Genomic DNA, 14,428 nt, shown 5'->3' with positions numbered 1-14,428 from the left:
CTTCCCCGGCGGTACCCAAAGCCCTGCACGGTTCGCCGTGCGGGGCTTTTTATTGTCTTTCGCTTTGCACCGAGTCGCTGCCATCGCGAGCAGGCCCGCCCGGTCACCCCTGAAACACCAGGCAAAACACCCACCCTTCCCGCCCGAAAATATTGACTAGCCTTCCAGCATCCCACTTGAGCAAGGATGCTCACGATGCTTCTACGCCTGATGCCCGCTGTCTTCCTGACCGTGTTTTGCCTGAGCTCAAACGCTGCCGACTGCCCCGACTGGCCACCCGCACGCGCCTTGGACGAAATCACCGCCCTGCAAAAACAAATCGATTTCTGGGACGACCACTACCACCGGGGAGGACGCTCGCTGGTCGCCGATGAAATCTACGATCAGTCCCGCGCACAATTGATTGAATGGCGTGAGTGCTTTGACTTGGGTCTCGCACCCGAACCCTTGCGCACTGCCGCTGGCAAGATCGCCCACCCCATCGCCCACACCGGCCTCGACAAACTCCGCGATGGACAGACTGTGGAAAACTGGCTGCGCGGTCGCGAAGACATCTGGGTACAACCCAAAGTCGATGGCGTGGCCGTGACACTGACCTATCGCAACGGCTTGCTGCATCAGGCAATCAGCCGTGGCGATGGCATCAATGGCCAGGACTGGACGGCCTCGGCTCGCCTGATCCCCGGTATCCCCCGGCAACTCGCACAACCCGTGGACATACTGGTGCAAGGCGAACTCTATTGGCAGCTGACCGACCACATACAAGTCAAGGCCGGCAGCCAAAATGCCCGCTCCACCGTAGCCGGTCTGATGGCACGCAAGGTACTCGCGCCTGAACAAGCCGCCGGTATCGGATTGTTTGTCTGGGACTGGCCACAAGGTCCGACCCATTTGCCTGAACGAATAGCGGCTCTGGATGGGCTGGGGTTCCCAGGCACTTTGCCCTATAGCCAACCGGTCAGGACAATGGCTGATGCGCAACGCTGGCGCGATCACTGGTATCGCTCGCCGCTGCCGTTTGCCAGCGACGGTGTCGTCCTGCGCCAAAGCCTGCGCCCCTCGGCCGAACGCTGGCAGGCGAAATCACCCTTTTGGGCCGTCGCCTGGAAATACCCTTTCGCGCAGGTACTGGCCGAGGTGCGAACAGTCGACTTCAAGGTTGGGCGCACCGGGCGAATCACACCGGTACTGAACCTGAAACCGGTGACGCTCGATGACCGACAGATCAAACGCGTGAGCGTCAGCTCCTTGCAGCGCTGGGAGAAACTGGACATCCGCCCCGGCGATCAGGTGTCCATCAGCCTGGCCGGACTGACCATTCCCAGACTCGACAGCGTTGTACTGCGCAGTACCGAACGGGCTGAGGTGAGCGTCCCGCTGGCAGCCGACTTCCATCATTTGAGTTGCTGGCAGCCGACGCCGGGGTGTGAAAGCCAATTCCTCGCACGACTAACCTGGCTCAGCGGCAAGCAGGGGCTGGCTTTGCCCCATGTCGGCCCCGGCACCTGGGAGAAACTTTTAGAAACAGGCCGTCTGAATAGCCTTCTGGATTGGTTGACCTTCGATGCTCAAGAGCTTGCTACCATTAACGGCTTCGGCGAACGCAGCAGCGCTCGTCTTTTGAACAGTTTCAACAGTGCTCGACAGCGTCCCTTCAGTCGTTGGCTGAAAGCCTTGGGTTTACCACCGATGGGGCAGGCGCAGCTTGCCGATTCATGGCAGGCAATGGCGAACCGAAACACCGAACGATGGCAGGCTGAAGCCGGTATCGGCCCGGGACGTGCGGCGCAATTGAGCGCGTTTTTCCGCGACCCGCAGGTCCTGGCCTTGAGTGAAACATTAAGGGTTGCCGGGATTGACGGTTTCTAGAGACCTACAATCCACGGCAGCCGGGAACCCCCAGGGGCCGATGCGCTCCAACGCCCATTGCCACACCGACCCGCTTGCCTTTGCGCATGGAGCTTTTATGAAATTTCTTTCACCGCTAGCCCTGTTGACCCTCTGCAGCGTGCTGGCCGCTCCACTGATGGCGGCCGAAGAAGCGCCGGAACTGACCGGCTGCGCAGCCAAGAAACAGGGCATCATCAACCAGATCGAACTGGCCAAGTCACACGGCAACGCCGATCAGCAAGCTGGCCTGGAAACCGCCTTGAGCGAAGTCACGGCGCATTGCACCGACGCCTCGCTGAAGAAAGAACGGGAAAACAAAGTCCTCGACGCCAAGCATGAAGTCAGCAAACGTCAGGCCGACCTCGACAGCGCCATGAAAAAAGGCGACCCCGACAAGATCAACAAACGCAAAGACAAACTCGCCGAGTCCCGCAAGGAATTGCAGGACGCACTCGACGAACTGGATAAGTAGCTCGGTAGTGATGGTTCCCACGCAGAGCGTGGGGAACGATCAATTAGCCAGCGAGAATCAATGATCCCGAAACTGTTTATGGCAAGCACTGCAGGCATCTTCGACTTTCTGCACCGCCGGCCCCAGGTTGCTGGCCTTGTAAGGTTGAACCTGGCTGGCGATCACCAATTCACCGGTGGCGGCTTCAAGGTTGCGGGACATTTCCTGAAAACGAGCCTGCTGTTGCCAGACGTTGTCCTTGGCGCTGGTGTGATCTTCTTCGCGCACCTGTGGAAAATGTTTCCACGGCTCATGGGACAGCGCATCGAGTTTCACGGCGCCGTCGGCGAATTTCTGACCATCAAACGGAATGCGGCCACGCAACATGCCGCCCAGGTCTTCGCCGGTCTTGAGCATCTGCTTGAAAATCGCCTTGCGCTGACCCAGCGGCGAATTCGGATCGACACCGCCGCAAGCGGACAACGTCAGGCAGGCCAGCAATACAACAGAAAGTCTTTTAAGAGTCATGGTGGCTTCAGGTCACGGGAACGGCCGCCAGTATCCTCGCGTCATCGACAAAGACCAATAGCCCTATTATCAATACGGGTTGTTTGAGCGCATGGAGCACTCAGGCAACCGGCAAAGGAATTACTCCATGAACAGCCGTTTCAAGGCATGGCGTCACCACCTCGCGTGGACTCTTCCAATGGTGGCCGTCCTCGCCGGCTGCACCGGCGGCGATAACAACAAGCCAAAAACCCATGCACTCGCTACCTATTCCAGTGCCACCTGGGAAGCGCTGCCGGCGGTGTCCGACAGCGATCTGGTCGCCGGCTTCGGTTCGTGGCGCAGCGCGTGCACCCGGCTCAAGGCCGACCCGGTCTGGGGTGCAACCTGCACCGCCTCCGCCAACGTGCCGCAAACCGCCACCGATATTCGCGATTTCCTCAAACAGAATCTGGACGTCTATGGCCTGCGAGCCGCCAATGACAACCCCAACGGCTTGATCACCGGCTACTACGAACCGGTCTACCCCGGCAGCTTGACCCAAACCGCAGCAGCAAATATCCCGGTGTATGGCGTACCCGAAGACATGATCATTGTCTCGTTGGACAGCCTCTACCCGGAACTCAAGGGCAAGCGCCTGCGCGGTCGACTGGAAGGGCGAGTGCTCAAGCCTTATGACGATGCGGCAACTATTGAGAGCAAAGGGGTCAAGGCCCCGGTGGTGGCCTGGCTGACCGATCCGATGAACCTGCAATTCCTGCAAATCCAGGGCTCGGGGCGTATTCAGCTCGATGACGGTCGCCAGCTGCGCATCGCTTACGCCGACCAGAACGGCCATCCGTACCGTCCCATCGGCCGCTGGCTGGTGGAGCAAGGCGAGCTGAAGAAAGAAGACGTGACCATGGGCGCGATCAGCCATTGGGCCAAGGCCAACCCGACGCGCATTCCCGAACTGCTCGGCAGCAACCCCAGCTATGTGTTTTTCACCCGCAACCCGGACAGTAACGAAGGACCGCGCGGCTCGTTGAATGTGCCGCTCACTGCCGGCTTTAGCGCGGCGGTGGACCGCAAGGTCATTCCGCTGGGCAGTCTGTTGTGGTTATCCACCACCAAACCGGATGGCACTGCACTGGTTCGCCCGGTGGCGGCTCAGGATACCGGCGGCGCGATTGCCGGCGAAGTACGTGCGGATCTGTTCTGGGGCACAGGCGAGGCGGCCGGGCAATTGGCCGGGGACATGAAGCAGCAGGGGCAGATCTGGATGTTGTGGCCTAAAGGTGCGGCGTTGCCACAGGTGCCTCAGGTAGCTGATGCGGCGAACACCAAACCCTGAGATGTGCATGGGCAATTAGATAGCTATCGCGAGCAGGCTCACTCCTACAATTGATCTTCAGTGATCACAAACCTTGTAGGCGTGAGCCTGCTCGCGATGAGGCCAGCAAAATCACCGACTTTTAAACAGACACCACAAAGAAACTCACAATCAACCCCATCCCCACAAACCACACCAACGACCGCAATACCGCCCAGTCCGCCAGGTAGCAAATGATGTACAGCAACCGGCTGGTGATGAACAACACCGACAGCACATTGATCGTCACCAGCTCGGCATTGCCAGCCAGGTGCGCCACGATCACCGCTGCCGCGAACGCCGGGGTCACTTCAAAACTGTTCAGTTGCGCAGCATGCGCGCGTCGAGCCAAACCATTGAGTGACTCGAGAAAGTCCCGGGGATCATGGTTGTCTCTCAGCCCATACCGACCACCGGCCTTGGCAATCGCCGTGCAGACATAAGGCAGGAAAATCGCGATCAAAATGCACCACAGCGCAACCGTCATAAAGCAGTCCTTTCTTCAGTTTGGAAATTCGGGTTTCGGTTAAAACTTCATCACCAGGATGCCGATCAGCACCAGCCCACAGGCTAAGAGCCGTGGCCGACCGAAAGGTTCTTTCAGATAGCGCATGCCGAACAGCACCACCAGTATTACGCTGATCTCACGCAACGCCGCCGCTTCGGCAATCGAGCCCAGCTGCATGGCCCACAGCACCAAAGCGTAACTGAACAACACGCAAAACCCGACCGCCAGCCCCAGCCGCCATTGCTCCCGCCAGAACAGCATGAACGCCGGCCGCTTGCGCACCAGCGCCAGCAACGGAAATGGCCAGGCACTCAGCAACGTGACCCAGACCAGGTAATCCAGCGGGTGTGACCAGCGCCGCAACGCCTGGCCGTCAATGAACGTGTAGCAGCCGATGCACAGACCGATCAGCGCCACCACCGGCAGCATCGACCACGGCAAACGTGCGCCGCCACCGCCCTGCCACAGCAGGCACAGCATGCCGAACGGGATCAGCAGGATTCCGAAGATCTGCTGATTCGTCAGCACTTCCCCGGCAAAGATCAGTGTCAAGGCCAGCACCACCAACGGCGACAGCCCGCGCATCAAAGGATAGACCAGCCCCAGATCACCGACCCGATAGGCCTGAATCAGCAGATAGCGATACAGCAATTCGAACGCCGCCGAGGCTAGAATCCACGGCCAGATGTCGATGGGCGGCACGTTCACAAACGGCAGCATCACGGCGACAAACAACATCGCCACGCTGTCCATGCAGGCCACCACCAACAAACGTTCGGCACTGAATTTGATCAGGGTATTCCACGCCGCATGCAACAGTGCCGCGACTAACACCAGTGCTGTTGCAAGCACGGCCTACTCCTTCATTTGTTTTTTATTTCCGGCGGGACGCGCCCGGATAATTGATTCGCGATATGTCAGCAGCTGTTTATACTGCAAGCGACCACGCCGCACTCAGTTGCGCACAGACTAATTCCAAAAATTTCTGCCCAAGCCCGCTCTCACCGAGAACGGTCATCGGCATGCGTATGCCTGATCAAAGCGTCAAGACTACCGACAGAGACCTTGCGCATGCCACTCGCCTTGCTTGCCCTCGCTGTTGCCGCATTCGGCATCGGCACCACTGAATTCGTCATCATGGGCCTGCTGCCCGACGTCGCTCGCGACCTCGCCGTCAGCATTCCACACGCCGGCCTGCTGATCACCGGCTACGCCCTGGGCGTGGTGTTCGGCGCGCCGATCCTTGCGGTCGGCACGGCCAACATGCCGCGCAAGGCAACATTGCTGGGGATGACGCTGATGTTCATCCTCGGCAACGTCCTGTGTGCCCTGGCGCCGAACTACGCCACCTTGATGGCGGCTCGCGTGGTCACTGCGTTGTGCCACGGTGCGTTCTTCGGCATCGGTTCGGTGGTCGCGGCCGGTCTGGTCGCACCGAACAAACGGGCGCAAGCCATTGCGATGATGTTCACCGGCCTGACGCTGGCCAATGTGCTGGGCGTGCCCTTGGGCACCGCGCTTGGGCAGTACGCCGGCTGGCGCTCGACCTTCTGGGCGGTCTCGGTGATTGGTGTGATTGCCGCCATCGCACAATGGCTCTGGCTGCCGAAACACATCGCCATGGACAAGGCCAATCTGGCCAGCGAGTTCAAGGTGCTGGGCAAGGTCAATGTGTTGCTGGCGCTGGGCATGAGCGTGCTGGCGTCGACCAGTCTGTTCAGCGTGTTCACTTACATCGCGCCAATCCTGCAAGACATCACGGGCGTCAGCCCGCATGGCGTGACCATCATGTTGCTGTTGTTTGGCGTCGGCCTGACCGCTGGCAGCATGCTCGGCGGTCGACTGGCGGACAGTCGCTTACTGCCTTCGCTGGTGGGCATGGCGCTCGCTGTGCTGGTGGTGCTGGCGGCATTCACGCAGACCAGCCATTCGGTGATTCCTGCGGCAATCACGCTGGTGCTGTGGGGCATTTTTGCGTTCGCCCTGTGCCCGATTCTGCAGCTGCTGATCATCGATCAGGCACACGAAGCGCCCAACCTCGGCTCGACGCTGAATCAGAGCGCGTTCAACCTCGGTAACGCAGCGGGCGCGTGGATTGGTGGGCTGGTAGTTGCCAGTGGCGCCGACCTGGCGGACTTGCCGTGGACCGGCGCGCTGGTCAGCGGTTTGACGGTGCTGACGGCGTTGTTCTTTATTTACCTGCAGCGTCGGAGTGCGGCTGCGGTGAATGTGTCCGGCTGAATAGCTGCATCGTTTCGCACACGGCTATCGCGAGCAGGCTCACGCCTACAGGGACCGCGTCCTTCCCTTTAGAAGTGAGCCTGCTCGCGATGAAGTTGACGCGGTACACCTGTCTTTACTTCTCTTCGCGTCCGCGTGAATCCGGCGCCTGATCGGCACCCTTCTTTGGCGGCCCACTCTCGCTGCGAATCTGCGCATGACTGATCAGCGCAAAGATGCAGCTGCCGCCGATGATATTCCCCGCCAGCGTCGGCCCGGCGAACACCAGCCAGAAATCCTTCCACGGCAACTCGCCGGCAAACACCAGGTACGACACCTCGGCCGAACCGACCACGATGTGAGTGAAGTCACCCAGCGCCATAAGGTAGGTGATGAGGATGATGATCCACATCTTCGCGCTCTCCATGGACGGAATCATCCAGACCATGGTGGCGATCATCCAGCCCGAAACGATGCCCTTGGCGAACATCTGGCTGGCGTGGTTTTCCATGACTTTGCGGCCGATTTCGAGGAAGGCCAGGTCGGTTTTGCTGTCGAAAATCGGCAGGTTCAGCATCACGTAGGCCACCAGCAACGTGCCGCACAGGTTGCCTCCCAGCACTACCGTCCACAGGCGCAGTAATCGGCCGAAGTTGTTCAGTGTGGGTTGGGTCATGACCGGCAACACGGCGGTCAGGGTGTTTTCGGTGAATAACTGCTGGCGGGCGAGGATCACCGCAAGAAAACCGGCGCAGTAGCCAAAACTGGCGATCACCTTGAAGTGCTCGCCGTCCGGCAGCCGCGAGTTGAGCAATCCCATGGCCATCAGCGACAGGCCCATGGTCAGGCCGGCGGCCAGCGCCGACCACCACAACGCAGCGATGCTGCGCTCGAGTTCCTGGTCACCCTGTGTCCGAATGATTTCGTGCAGTACGGCCGCACGGGGCGGCTGGTTTTTGTCGACGTCGTGCTGTTCTTCAGCCGAGAGGTTCGGGGTCTTGCCGTCTTTTGGGGTGTCCATAGCGTTCCTGAACCGGTGGCGTGTCATGTAGGTACGACACGCGCGATTCGGCGCTGTTCAGTGTTCGAATAAACGAAGCCATTTCCGCAGGAGCCGAGCTTGCTCGCGATGGCGTCATTCGCATCACCGCCGAAACCGACGTGAATCGATCGCGAGCAAGCTCGGCTCCTACAGGGCTCGCATTACTCGCTCGCCACATCATCCTGAAACTGATCTTTGACGTACTTGATCTCGGTACGCCCGTGCGGTGCAGGCAAGCCGTCTTCGCCCAGATTGACGAACACCATCCTCTCTACTGTCAGGATGCTTTTGCGAGTGATTTTGTTGCGCACTTCGCAGGTCAGCGTGATGGAGGTGCGACCGAACTCGGTGGCGGTAATGCCCAGCTCGATGATGTCGCCCTGGCGAGAGGCGCTGACAAAATTGATTTCGGAAATGTACTTGGTGACGACGCGCTGGTTGCCCAGCTGAACGATGGCATAGATCGCCGCTTCTTCGTCGATCCAGCGCAACAGGCTGCCGCCAAACAGCGTGCCGTTGGGGTTGAGGTCTTCAGGTTTAACCCATTTGCGGGTGTGGAAATTCATAGGGGGCTCCGGGTTCGAGGCGTTTGAGCGCTAGGGTTCTGCCCCCAGCTTCAAGTTTTAAGCGACAAGCTGCAAGTAAAAGCAGATTCGCTGTTACTTGCCGCTTGTAGCTTGTCACTTGCCACTAGCCGGACAAAGAAAGCTATAATCGCCACCGATTTAGAACGGCGACTGCCGTTTTCCCGCCACCTGTCCGAGGGGCGCTGCAGCAGGTTCGACCTGTCAGGCTCGGATGGGGCGTTGCTTGGTCGTTATCGACCAGACACTAAACGCACAACGGCGCCCATTCGCATACATTACGAATGGAGGCTCATCATGAGCGCTGTTATCACGCCTGCAGATTTTAACGATTACAAAGTGGCCGACATGTCCCTGGCTGCCTGGGGCCGTCGCGAAACCATCATCGCCGAATCCGAAATGCCTGCCCTGATGGGTCTGCGCCGTAAATACGTCGGTGAGCAGCCACTCAAAGGCGCGAAAATCCTCGGCTGCATCCACATGACCATTCAGACTGCCGTGCTGATCGAAACCCTGGTTGCCCTGGGTGCCGAAGTACGTTGGTCGTCCTGCAACATTTTCTCGACTCAAGACCAGGCCGCTGCCGCTATCGCTGCTGCCGGTATCCCGGTTTTCGCCTGGAAAGGCGAGACTGAAGAAGAGTACGAGTGGTGCCTGGAGCAAACCATCCTCAAAGATGGCGCGCCTTGGGATGCCAACATGATCCTCGACGACGGCGGCGACCTGACTCAACTGCTGCACGACAAGTACCCACAGGTTCTGGACCGCGTCCACGGCGTGACCGAAGAAACCACCACCGGCGTTCACCGCCTGCTGGACATGCTGGCCAAGGGCGAGCTGAAAATCCCGGCCATCAACGTCAACGACTCGGTAACCAAGTCCAAGAACGACAACAAGTACGGCTGCCGTCACAGTCTGAACGACGCGATCAAGCGCGGTACCGACCACCTGCTATCCGGCAAGCAAGCGCTGGTCATCGGTTACGGTGACGTGGGCAAGGGCTCCGCTCAGTCCCTGCGTCAGGAAGGCATGATCGTTAAAGTCTCCGAAGTTGACCCGATCTGCGCCATGCAAGCCTGCATGGATGGCTACGAGCTGGTTTCGCCGTTCATCGACGGCATCAACGACGGCACCGAAGCAAGCATCGACAAAGCGCTGCTGGGCAAGATCGACCTGATCGTGACCACCACCGGTAACGTCAATGTTTGCGACTCGAACATGCTCAAAGCCCTGAAGAAGCGTGCTGTTGTCTGCAACATCGGTCACTTCGACAACGAAATCGACACCGCTTTCATGCGCAAAAACTGGGCGTGGGAAGAAGTGAAGCCACAGGTTCACAAAATCCACCGCACCGGCCCGGGCGCTTTCGACGCTCAGAACGATGACTACCTGATCCTGCTGGCCGAAGGCCGTCTGGTTAACCTGGGTAACGCTACCGGTCACCCGAGCCGCATCATGGACGGTTCGTTCGCCAACCAGGTGCTGGCGCAGATCTTCCTGTTCGGCCAGAAGTACGCCGACCTGTCGCCAGCCCAGAAAGCCGAGCGCCTGACGGTTGAAGTACTGCCGAAGAAACTCGACGAAGAAGTGGCCCTGGAAATGGTCCGCGGTTTCGGCGGCGTTGTGACTCAACTGACCAAGACCCAGGCCGACTACATCGGCGTGACCGTCGAAGGTCCGTTCAAGCCGCACGCTTACCGCTACTAAGAAACAGCAGCTGCGAGCTTTAAGCTTCAAGCGGCAAGCAAGGTCAAAAGCCGAACTTGCCGCGCGAAGCTAGAGAGCTCTGCCCCTATTCCAAAACAGTTTCAGGCAGCAGGCTCCAGGCACAAGAGATCAGCGCACCTCCGCTTCTCTTGCAGCTCACAGCTTGCAGCTTGTAGCTGGAGGTGCCCTCCATGTCCCAAGACCGTCGCTACAGCTTCGAGTTCTTCCCTACGAAGACCGACGCTGGGCATGAAAAGCTGCTTGCCACTGCTCGTCAGCTGGCCACGTATAACCCCGATTTCTTCTCCTGCACCTATGGCGCTGGCGGTTCGACCCGTGATCGCACCCTCAACACCGTGTTGCAGCTCGAAAGCGAAGTCAAAGTCCCTGCCGCACCGCACCTGTCTTGCGTCGGCGACAGCAAGGACGACTTGCGCGGCCTGCTGGCTCAATACAAAGCAGCCGGCATCAAGCGTATCGTTGCCCTGCGCGGTGACCTGCCTTCGGGCATGGGCATGGCCAGCGGCGAAATGCGCCACGCCAATGACCTGGTCGAATTCATTCGTGAAGAGACCGGCGATCATTTCCACATCGAAGTCGCCGCTTACCCGGAAATGCACCCGCAAGCGCGCAATTTCGAAGACGATATCGCCAACTTCGTGCGCAAGGCCAACGCTGGCGCGAATAGCGCGATCACCCAGTACTTCTTCAACGCCGACAGCTACTTCTACTTCGTCGAGCGTGTACGGGCAGCGGGCGTGAACATCCCGATCGTGCCGGGGATCATGCCGATCACCAACTACAGCAAACTGGCGCGCTTCTCTGACGCCTGTGGCGCAGAAATCCCGCGCTGGATCCGTAAACAGCTGGAAGCCTACGGCGACGACACCCAAAGCATTCAAGGCTTTGGTGAGCAAGTCATCACCGAAATGTGCGAACGCCTGCTGCAAGGTGGTGCACCGGGCCTGCACTTCTACACACTGAATCAGGCTGAAGCGAGTCTGGCGGTGTGGAACAACCTGAAGTTGCCGCGCTGAAACAGTGCAAAACCCCGAAAAGGCTCTGGCGAAATCCAGGGCCTTTTTTATGGAAGATGCCTTGCGCCAGAGCTTCTGGATCCAGTTTCTGGCTCTTTATGATTTCTCGTCGTAATCTCAAGCCATGCCCCTGATTTCGCGATGTCTGACCGTGCTGCTTTTTACTTGCCTGAGCTTCGCCGCCCGGGGCGAGAAGCTGCGCATTGTCACCGAACCGTGGGCGCCTTACGTCTACGAGGAAGACGGCAAAGCCCTGGGACTGGATTACGAAACCACCGCCATCGTCTTTAAACGCCTGGGGATCGAAGTGGACTGGCAGTTCCTGCCGTGGAAACGCTGCCTGTCGATGCTCGAAACCGGTCAGGCAGACGGCGCGCTGGACATTTTCCACAGCGATGAGCGTGACGCGACGCTGCTCTACCCCGGGGAACCGCTCTCGGAAGTCGAATTCGTGATGTTCTACGCCAATGACCGGCCCCATCCGTTTCGTACCCTCGACGACCTGAAAGGCCTGACCATCGGCACCTCGCCGGGCTATCTCTATAGCAAGGATTTCAGCGACTCAACGCTGTTCATCCGCGAGCCGGCGCCGACCCATGAAGCCAACTTCGGCAAGCTGGTACGTGGACGGATCGACCTGTTAATCACTGATCGCCGGGTTGGCCAGCATTTGCTCGATGAATTGGGTATCCGCGGCAGCATCACTGAAAACCCGACCGTTATCAGCCACCAGAGCCAGTTTCTGGCAGTACGCAAAAATGCCGGCATGGACCTGCTGGTGCAGCGTTTCGGTGCCGAACTCAAGCGTTTCAAACGCGAGCCCGCCTACGCGGAGTTGAGCGCCCGTTATGGCACCGATCCTGGCCCCGATGTGAAAGCCACCACCGCCACTTCGGCCACCATAAAAACCGTTGAGCAGCAGGAAAGCGGCGCGCAGTGATTGCTCTGTTATACTCCGGCCTTCCCGCCAGGCTCACGCCCGGACGCTCGGACTTGTTCAAGGCATCTCGATCCCGCTACAGCGCAGCTTTTCAGCCCGCGCGAGCGCTCCAGACGAGCTTTCAAGGCCCAGCAGGACCGGACGGGATTGCGTTCCTCTTAAACGCCATTCGCGCCAGGCAAGACTCCCATTGGGCCAAGCCCTAACTAAAACAGGATTACTCATGTCCTTTGCTTCCCTCGGTCTCTCCGAGGCTTTAGTCCGCGCCATCGAGGCAGCGGGCTATACCGAGCCTACTCCGGTGCAACAGCGGGCCATTCCCGCCGTGTTGCAAGGTCGCGACCTGATGGTTGCGGCTCAGACAGGTACTGGTAAAACCGGTGGCTTCGCCCTTCCGATCCTGGAACGGCTGTTCCCTAACGGTCACCCGGACAAATCCCAGCGTCACGGCCCGCGCCAACCGCGCGTCCTGGTCCTGACCCCTACTCGCGAACTCGCGGCTCAAGTCCACGAGAGCTTCAAGGTCTATGCCCGTGACCTGAAGTTCGTCAGCGCCTGCATCTTCGGCGGCGTCGGCATGAACCCGCAGGTTCAGGCCATGTCCCGTGGTGTTGACGTGCTGGTGGCCTGCCCTGGCCGCCTGCTCGACCTCGCCGGCCAAGGCAGCGTCGATTTGTCCCACGTGGAAATCCTCGTGCTGGACGAAGCCGACCGCATGCTCGACATGGGCTTTGTCCATGACGTGAAAAAGGTCCTGGCCCGCCTGCCGGCCAAACGGCAGAACCTGCTGTTCTCGGCGACGTTCTCCAAGGACATCACCGACCTCGCCGGCAAGCTGCTGCACAACCCGGAACGCATCGAAGTCACGCCGCCGAACACCACGGTCGAGCGTATCGAACAGCGCGTATTCCGCCTGCCAGCCAACCACAAGCGTTCGCTGCTGGCCCACCTGATCACCGCAGGCGCCTGGGAACAGGTGCTGGTGTTCACCCGCACCAAGCACGGCGCCAACCGCCTGGCCGAGTACCTGGACAAACATGGCCTCAGCGCCGTTGCGATCCACGGCAACAAGAGCCAGAACGCCCGCACCAAAGCCCTGGCCGACTTCAAGGCCGGTGAAGTGCGCATCCTGGTCGCCACCGACATCGCCGCTCGCGGCCTGGACATCGACCAGTTGCCACACGTGGTCAACTTCGAACTGCCGAACGTCGACGAAGACTACGTGCACCGTATCGGCCGTACTGGCCGTGCCGGTCGTTCGGGCGAGGCGATCTCGCTGGTCGCTCCGGACGAAGAGAAGCTGCTGAAAAGCATCGAACGCATGACCAAGCAGAAGATTGCCGACGGCAACCTGATGGGCTTCGACTCCAGCGCCGTAGAAGCCGAGAAACCTGAAGTTCGCGAGCGTCCGGATGTGCGTAACCCGCGCAACCCACGTGGCCCGCGTGGCGACGGCCCGAACGGCACCGGTGGTGGTGGCGGTCGCAAGGACAAAGGCAAGGACAAGGGCGGCAAGGAAAAACCTGCCGCCACTGGCCGTGGCGATCGCCCGGCCCGTGAACACAAGCCACGCGAAGGCACTCCGGCGCGCGAGCAACAGCGTCCGGCGCCACGCGCTGCCGCGGCTGACCGTGCTCCAGACGAGTTCCTGGACGACGATATCGATAACTTCGGTAACCGCGTTGATTACGTCCCTCAAGCCAAACCGGCTCAGGGCCGTGGTCGCCGTCCGGGTGCTCCGGCACAAGGCACGACGGCTGGTGCAGGTGCTCCGCGCACCGGCGGCAAGCCTCAGGGTCGCCAAAGCGGTCCGCGCAGCAGCGACGGCGCCACCACCGGCACGCCGCCGGCCAAGCGCAGCGGTCCACGCAGTGGCGCTCCACGTGACGGTCAGGCCCGTCGCGAAGAAGGCCGCAACCGTCGCCCGGCCCGTGACGATCAGCCGCGTTCGGAACCGGCCGTGCAAAACCCGCGCGGTCCAGCGCCGAAGATCATTCACAAAGAGTCGAAAACTGATCGTTTCCCGACTCCCGAGCAACTTGATCAACTGCCAGGCCGTCCGCGTGGCGAAAAACCAGCGTTGCTGACCCGCAATCGCTAAGTTATCGCCGCAATGAAAAATGCCCCTGATCTCACGATCCGGGGCATTTTTTTAGCCTGATGAAAAACCCTGTGAGAGCGGGCTTGCCCG

Annotated in this window: 13 protein-coding genes and 1 riboswitch; of the genes, 8 read left to right on the top strand and 5 right to left on the bottom strand. The window is 59.9% G+C overall.

All coding sequences use genetic code 11. The features are described from left to right. Window positions 1-195: 195 nt before the first annotated feature. Together ligB and AB4N43_RS18735 are read left to right on the top strand one after the other, a co-directional pair. Window positions 196-1,869 (top strand): NAD-dependent DNA ligase LigB, encoded by a 1,674-nt coding sequence (gene ligB, locus AB4N43_RS18740; protein ID WP_059182031.1) that lies wholly within the window; start codon window positions 196-198, stop codon window positions 1,867-1,869. Between the two features lie 97 nt (window positions 1,870-1,966). Further along, the gene (locus AB4N43_RS18735) at window positions 1,967-2,362 is read left to right on the top strand and encodes a DUF1090 domain-containing protein (protein ID WP_027926610.1); all 396 of its coding nucleotides are present in this window, start codon (window positions 1,967-1,969) and stop codon (window positions 2,360-2,362) included. Window positions 2,363-2,419: 57 nt separating this feature from the next. Here AB4N43_RS18735 and AB4N43_RS18730 read toward each other — a convergent pair whose 3' ends face one another. After that, complete coding sequence (locus AB4N43_RS18730; RefSeq protein ID WP_027926609.1) at window positions 2,420-2,869, bottom strand: c-type cytochrome; 450 nt, start codon at window positions 2,867-2,869, stop codon at window positions 2,420-2,422. A gap of 127 nt (window positions 2,870-2,996) precedes the next feature. Here AB4N43_RS18730 and mltA point away from each other — a divergent pair, with 127 nt between their 5' ends. Beyond that, window positions 2,997-4,181 carry a murein transglycosylase A gene (gene mltA / locus AB4N43_RS18725; protein ID WP_027926608.1) on the top strand — a complete coding sequence of 395 codons (1,185 nt, stop codon included), beginning with the start codon at window positions 2,997-2,999 and terminating at the stop codon, window positions 4,179-4,181. Window positions 4,182-4,302: 121 nt separating this feature from the next. Here the strand turns inward: mltA and AB4N43_RS18720 are convergent, their stop codons facing one another. Beyond that, the gene (locus AB4N43_RS18720) at window positions 4,303-4,686 is read right to left on the bottom strand and encodes an MAPEG family protein (protein WP_027926607.1); all 384 of its coding nucleotides are present in this window, start codon (window positions 4,684-4,686) and stop codon (window positions 4,303-4,305) included. A gap of 39 nt (window positions 4,687-4,725) precedes the next feature. After that, window positions 4,726-5,559, bottom strand: a complete 834-nt coding sequence (locus tag AB4N43_RS18715; protein WP_027926606.1) for an EamA family transporter — start codon at window positions 5,557-5,559, stop codon at window positions 4,726-4,728. 219 nt (window positions 5,560-5,778) lie between these two features. Here AB4N43_RS18715 and AB4N43_RS18710 point away from each other — a divergent pair, with 219 nt between their 5' ends. Further along, window positions 5,779-6,948 carry an MFS transporter gene (locus tag AB4N43_RS18710; protein ID WP_027926605.1) on the top strand — a complete coding sequence of 390 codons (1,170 nt, stop codon included), beginning with the start codon at window positions 5,779-5,781 and terminating at the stop codon, window positions 6,946-6,948. A 115-nt stretch (window positions 6,949-7,063) separates the two neighbouring features. Here the strand turns inward: AB4N43_RS18710 and AB4N43_RS18705 are convergent, their stop codons facing one another. Together AB4N43_RS18705 and AB4N43_RS18700 are read right to left on the bottom strand one after the other, a co-directional pair. Next, window positions 7,064-7,948, bottom strand: coding sequence for a formate/nitrite transporter family protein (locus tag AB4N43_RS18705; protein ID WP_027926604.1), 885 nt, complete (start codon window positions 7,946-7,948; stop codon window positions 7,064-7,066). Between the two features lie 182 nt (window positions 7,949-8,130). After that, complete coding sequence (locus AB4N43_RS18700) at window positions 8,131-8,535, bottom strand: acyl-CoA thioesterase (RefSeq protein ID WP_027926603.1); 405 nt, start codon at window positions 8,533-8,535, stop codon at window positions 8,131-8,133. 189 nt (window positions 8,536-8,724) lie between these two features. Next, window positions 8,725-8,827: riboswitch (S-adenosyl-L-homocysteine riboswitch) on the top strand. A 23-nt stretch (window positions 8,828-8,850) separates the two neighbouring features. Here AB4N43_RS18700 and ahcY point away from each other — a divergent pair. From ahcY to AB4N43_RS18680, 4 genes are all read left to right on the top strand, one after another. After that, window positions 8,851-10,260 (top strand): adenosylhomocysteinase, encoded by a 1,410-nt coding sequence (ahcY, locus tag AB4N43_RS18695; RefSeq protein WP_027926602.1) that lies wholly within the window; start codon window positions 8,851-8,853, stop codon window positions 10,258-10,260. Between the two features lie 191 nt (window positions 10,261-10,451). After that, complete coding sequence (metF, locus tag AB4N43_RS18690; protein WP_027926601.1) at window positions 10,452-11,297, top strand: methylenetetrahydrofolate reductase [NAD(P)H]; 846 nt, start codon at window positions 10,452-10,454, stop codon at window positions 11,295-11,297. Window positions 11,298-11,421: 124 nt separating this feature from the next. Then, a complete protein-coding gene (locus AB4N43_RS18685) occupies window positions 11,422-12,237 on the top strand; it encodes a substrate-binding periplasmic protein (RefSeq protein ID WP_027926600.1) in 816 nt (271 codons plus the stop codon). 223 nt (window positions 12,238-12,460) lie between these two features. Then, a complete protein-coding gene (locus tag AB4N43_RS18680) occupies window positions 12,461-14,338 on the top strand; it encodes a DEAD/DEAH box helicase (RefSeq protein WP_027926599.1) in 1,878 nt (625 codons plus the stop codon). Window positions 14,339-14,428 lie beyond the last annotated feature (90 nt).

Source organism: Pseudomonas sp. S2_B07 (assembly GCF_054668435.1).
Note: the sequence above shows the minus strand (reverse complement) of the source record. Positions and strands in the feature narration are given on the sequence as shown.

Excerpts from the sequence above, each read along its gene's own strand:
- AB4N43_RS18720 (WP_027926607.1), bottom strand. The coding sequence starts at position 4,686 with ATGACGGTTGCGCTGTGGTGCATTTTGATCGCGATTTTCCTGCCTTAT.
- AB4N43_RS18680 (WP_027926599.1), top strand. The coding sequence starts at position 12,461 with ATGTCCTTTGCTTCCCTCGGTCTCTCCGAGGCTTTAGTCCGCGCCATC.
- ligB (WP_059182031.1), top strand. The coding sequence starts at position 196 with ATGCTTCTACGCCTGATGCCCGCTGTCTTCCTGACCGTGTTTTGCCTG.
- AB4N43_RS18710 (WP_027926605.1), top strand. The coding sequence starts at position 5,779 with ATGCCACTCGCCTTGCTTGCCCTCGCTGTTGCCGCATTCGGCATCGGC.
- AB4N43_RS18735 (WP_027926610.1), top strand. The coding sequence starts at position 1,967 with ATGAAATTTCTTTCACCGCTAGCCCTGTTGACCCTCTGCAGCGTGCTG.
- AB4N43_RS18700 (WP_027926603.1), bottom strand. The coding sequence starts at position 8,535 with ATGAATTTCCACACCCGCAAATGGGTTAAACCTGAAGACCTCAACCCC.
- mltA (WP_027926608.1), top strand. The coding sequence starts at position 2,997 with ATGAACAGCCGTTTCAAGGCATGGCGTCACCACCTCGCGTGGACTCTT.
- AB4N43_RS18730 (WP_027926609.1), bottom strand. The coding sequence starts at position 2,869 with ATGACTCTTAAAAGACTTTCTGTTGTATTGCTGGCCTGCCTGACGTTG.
- metF (WP_027926601.1), top strand. The coding sequence starts at position 10,452 with ATGTCCCAAGACCGTCGCTACAGCTTCGAGTTCTTCCCTACGAAGACC.
- AB4N43_RS18705 (WP_027926604.1), bottom strand. The coding sequence starts at position 7,948 with ATGGACACCCCAAAAGACGGCAAGACCCCGAACCTCTCGGCTGAAGAA.
- AB4N43_RS18685 (WP_027926600.1), top strand. The coding sequence starts at position 11,422 with ATGCCCCTGATTTCGCGATGTCTGACCGTGCTGCTTTTTACTTGCCTG.
- ahcY (WP_027926602.1), top strand. The coding sequence starts at position 8,851 with ATGAGCGCTGTTATCACGCCTGCAGATTTTAACGATTACAAAGTGGCC.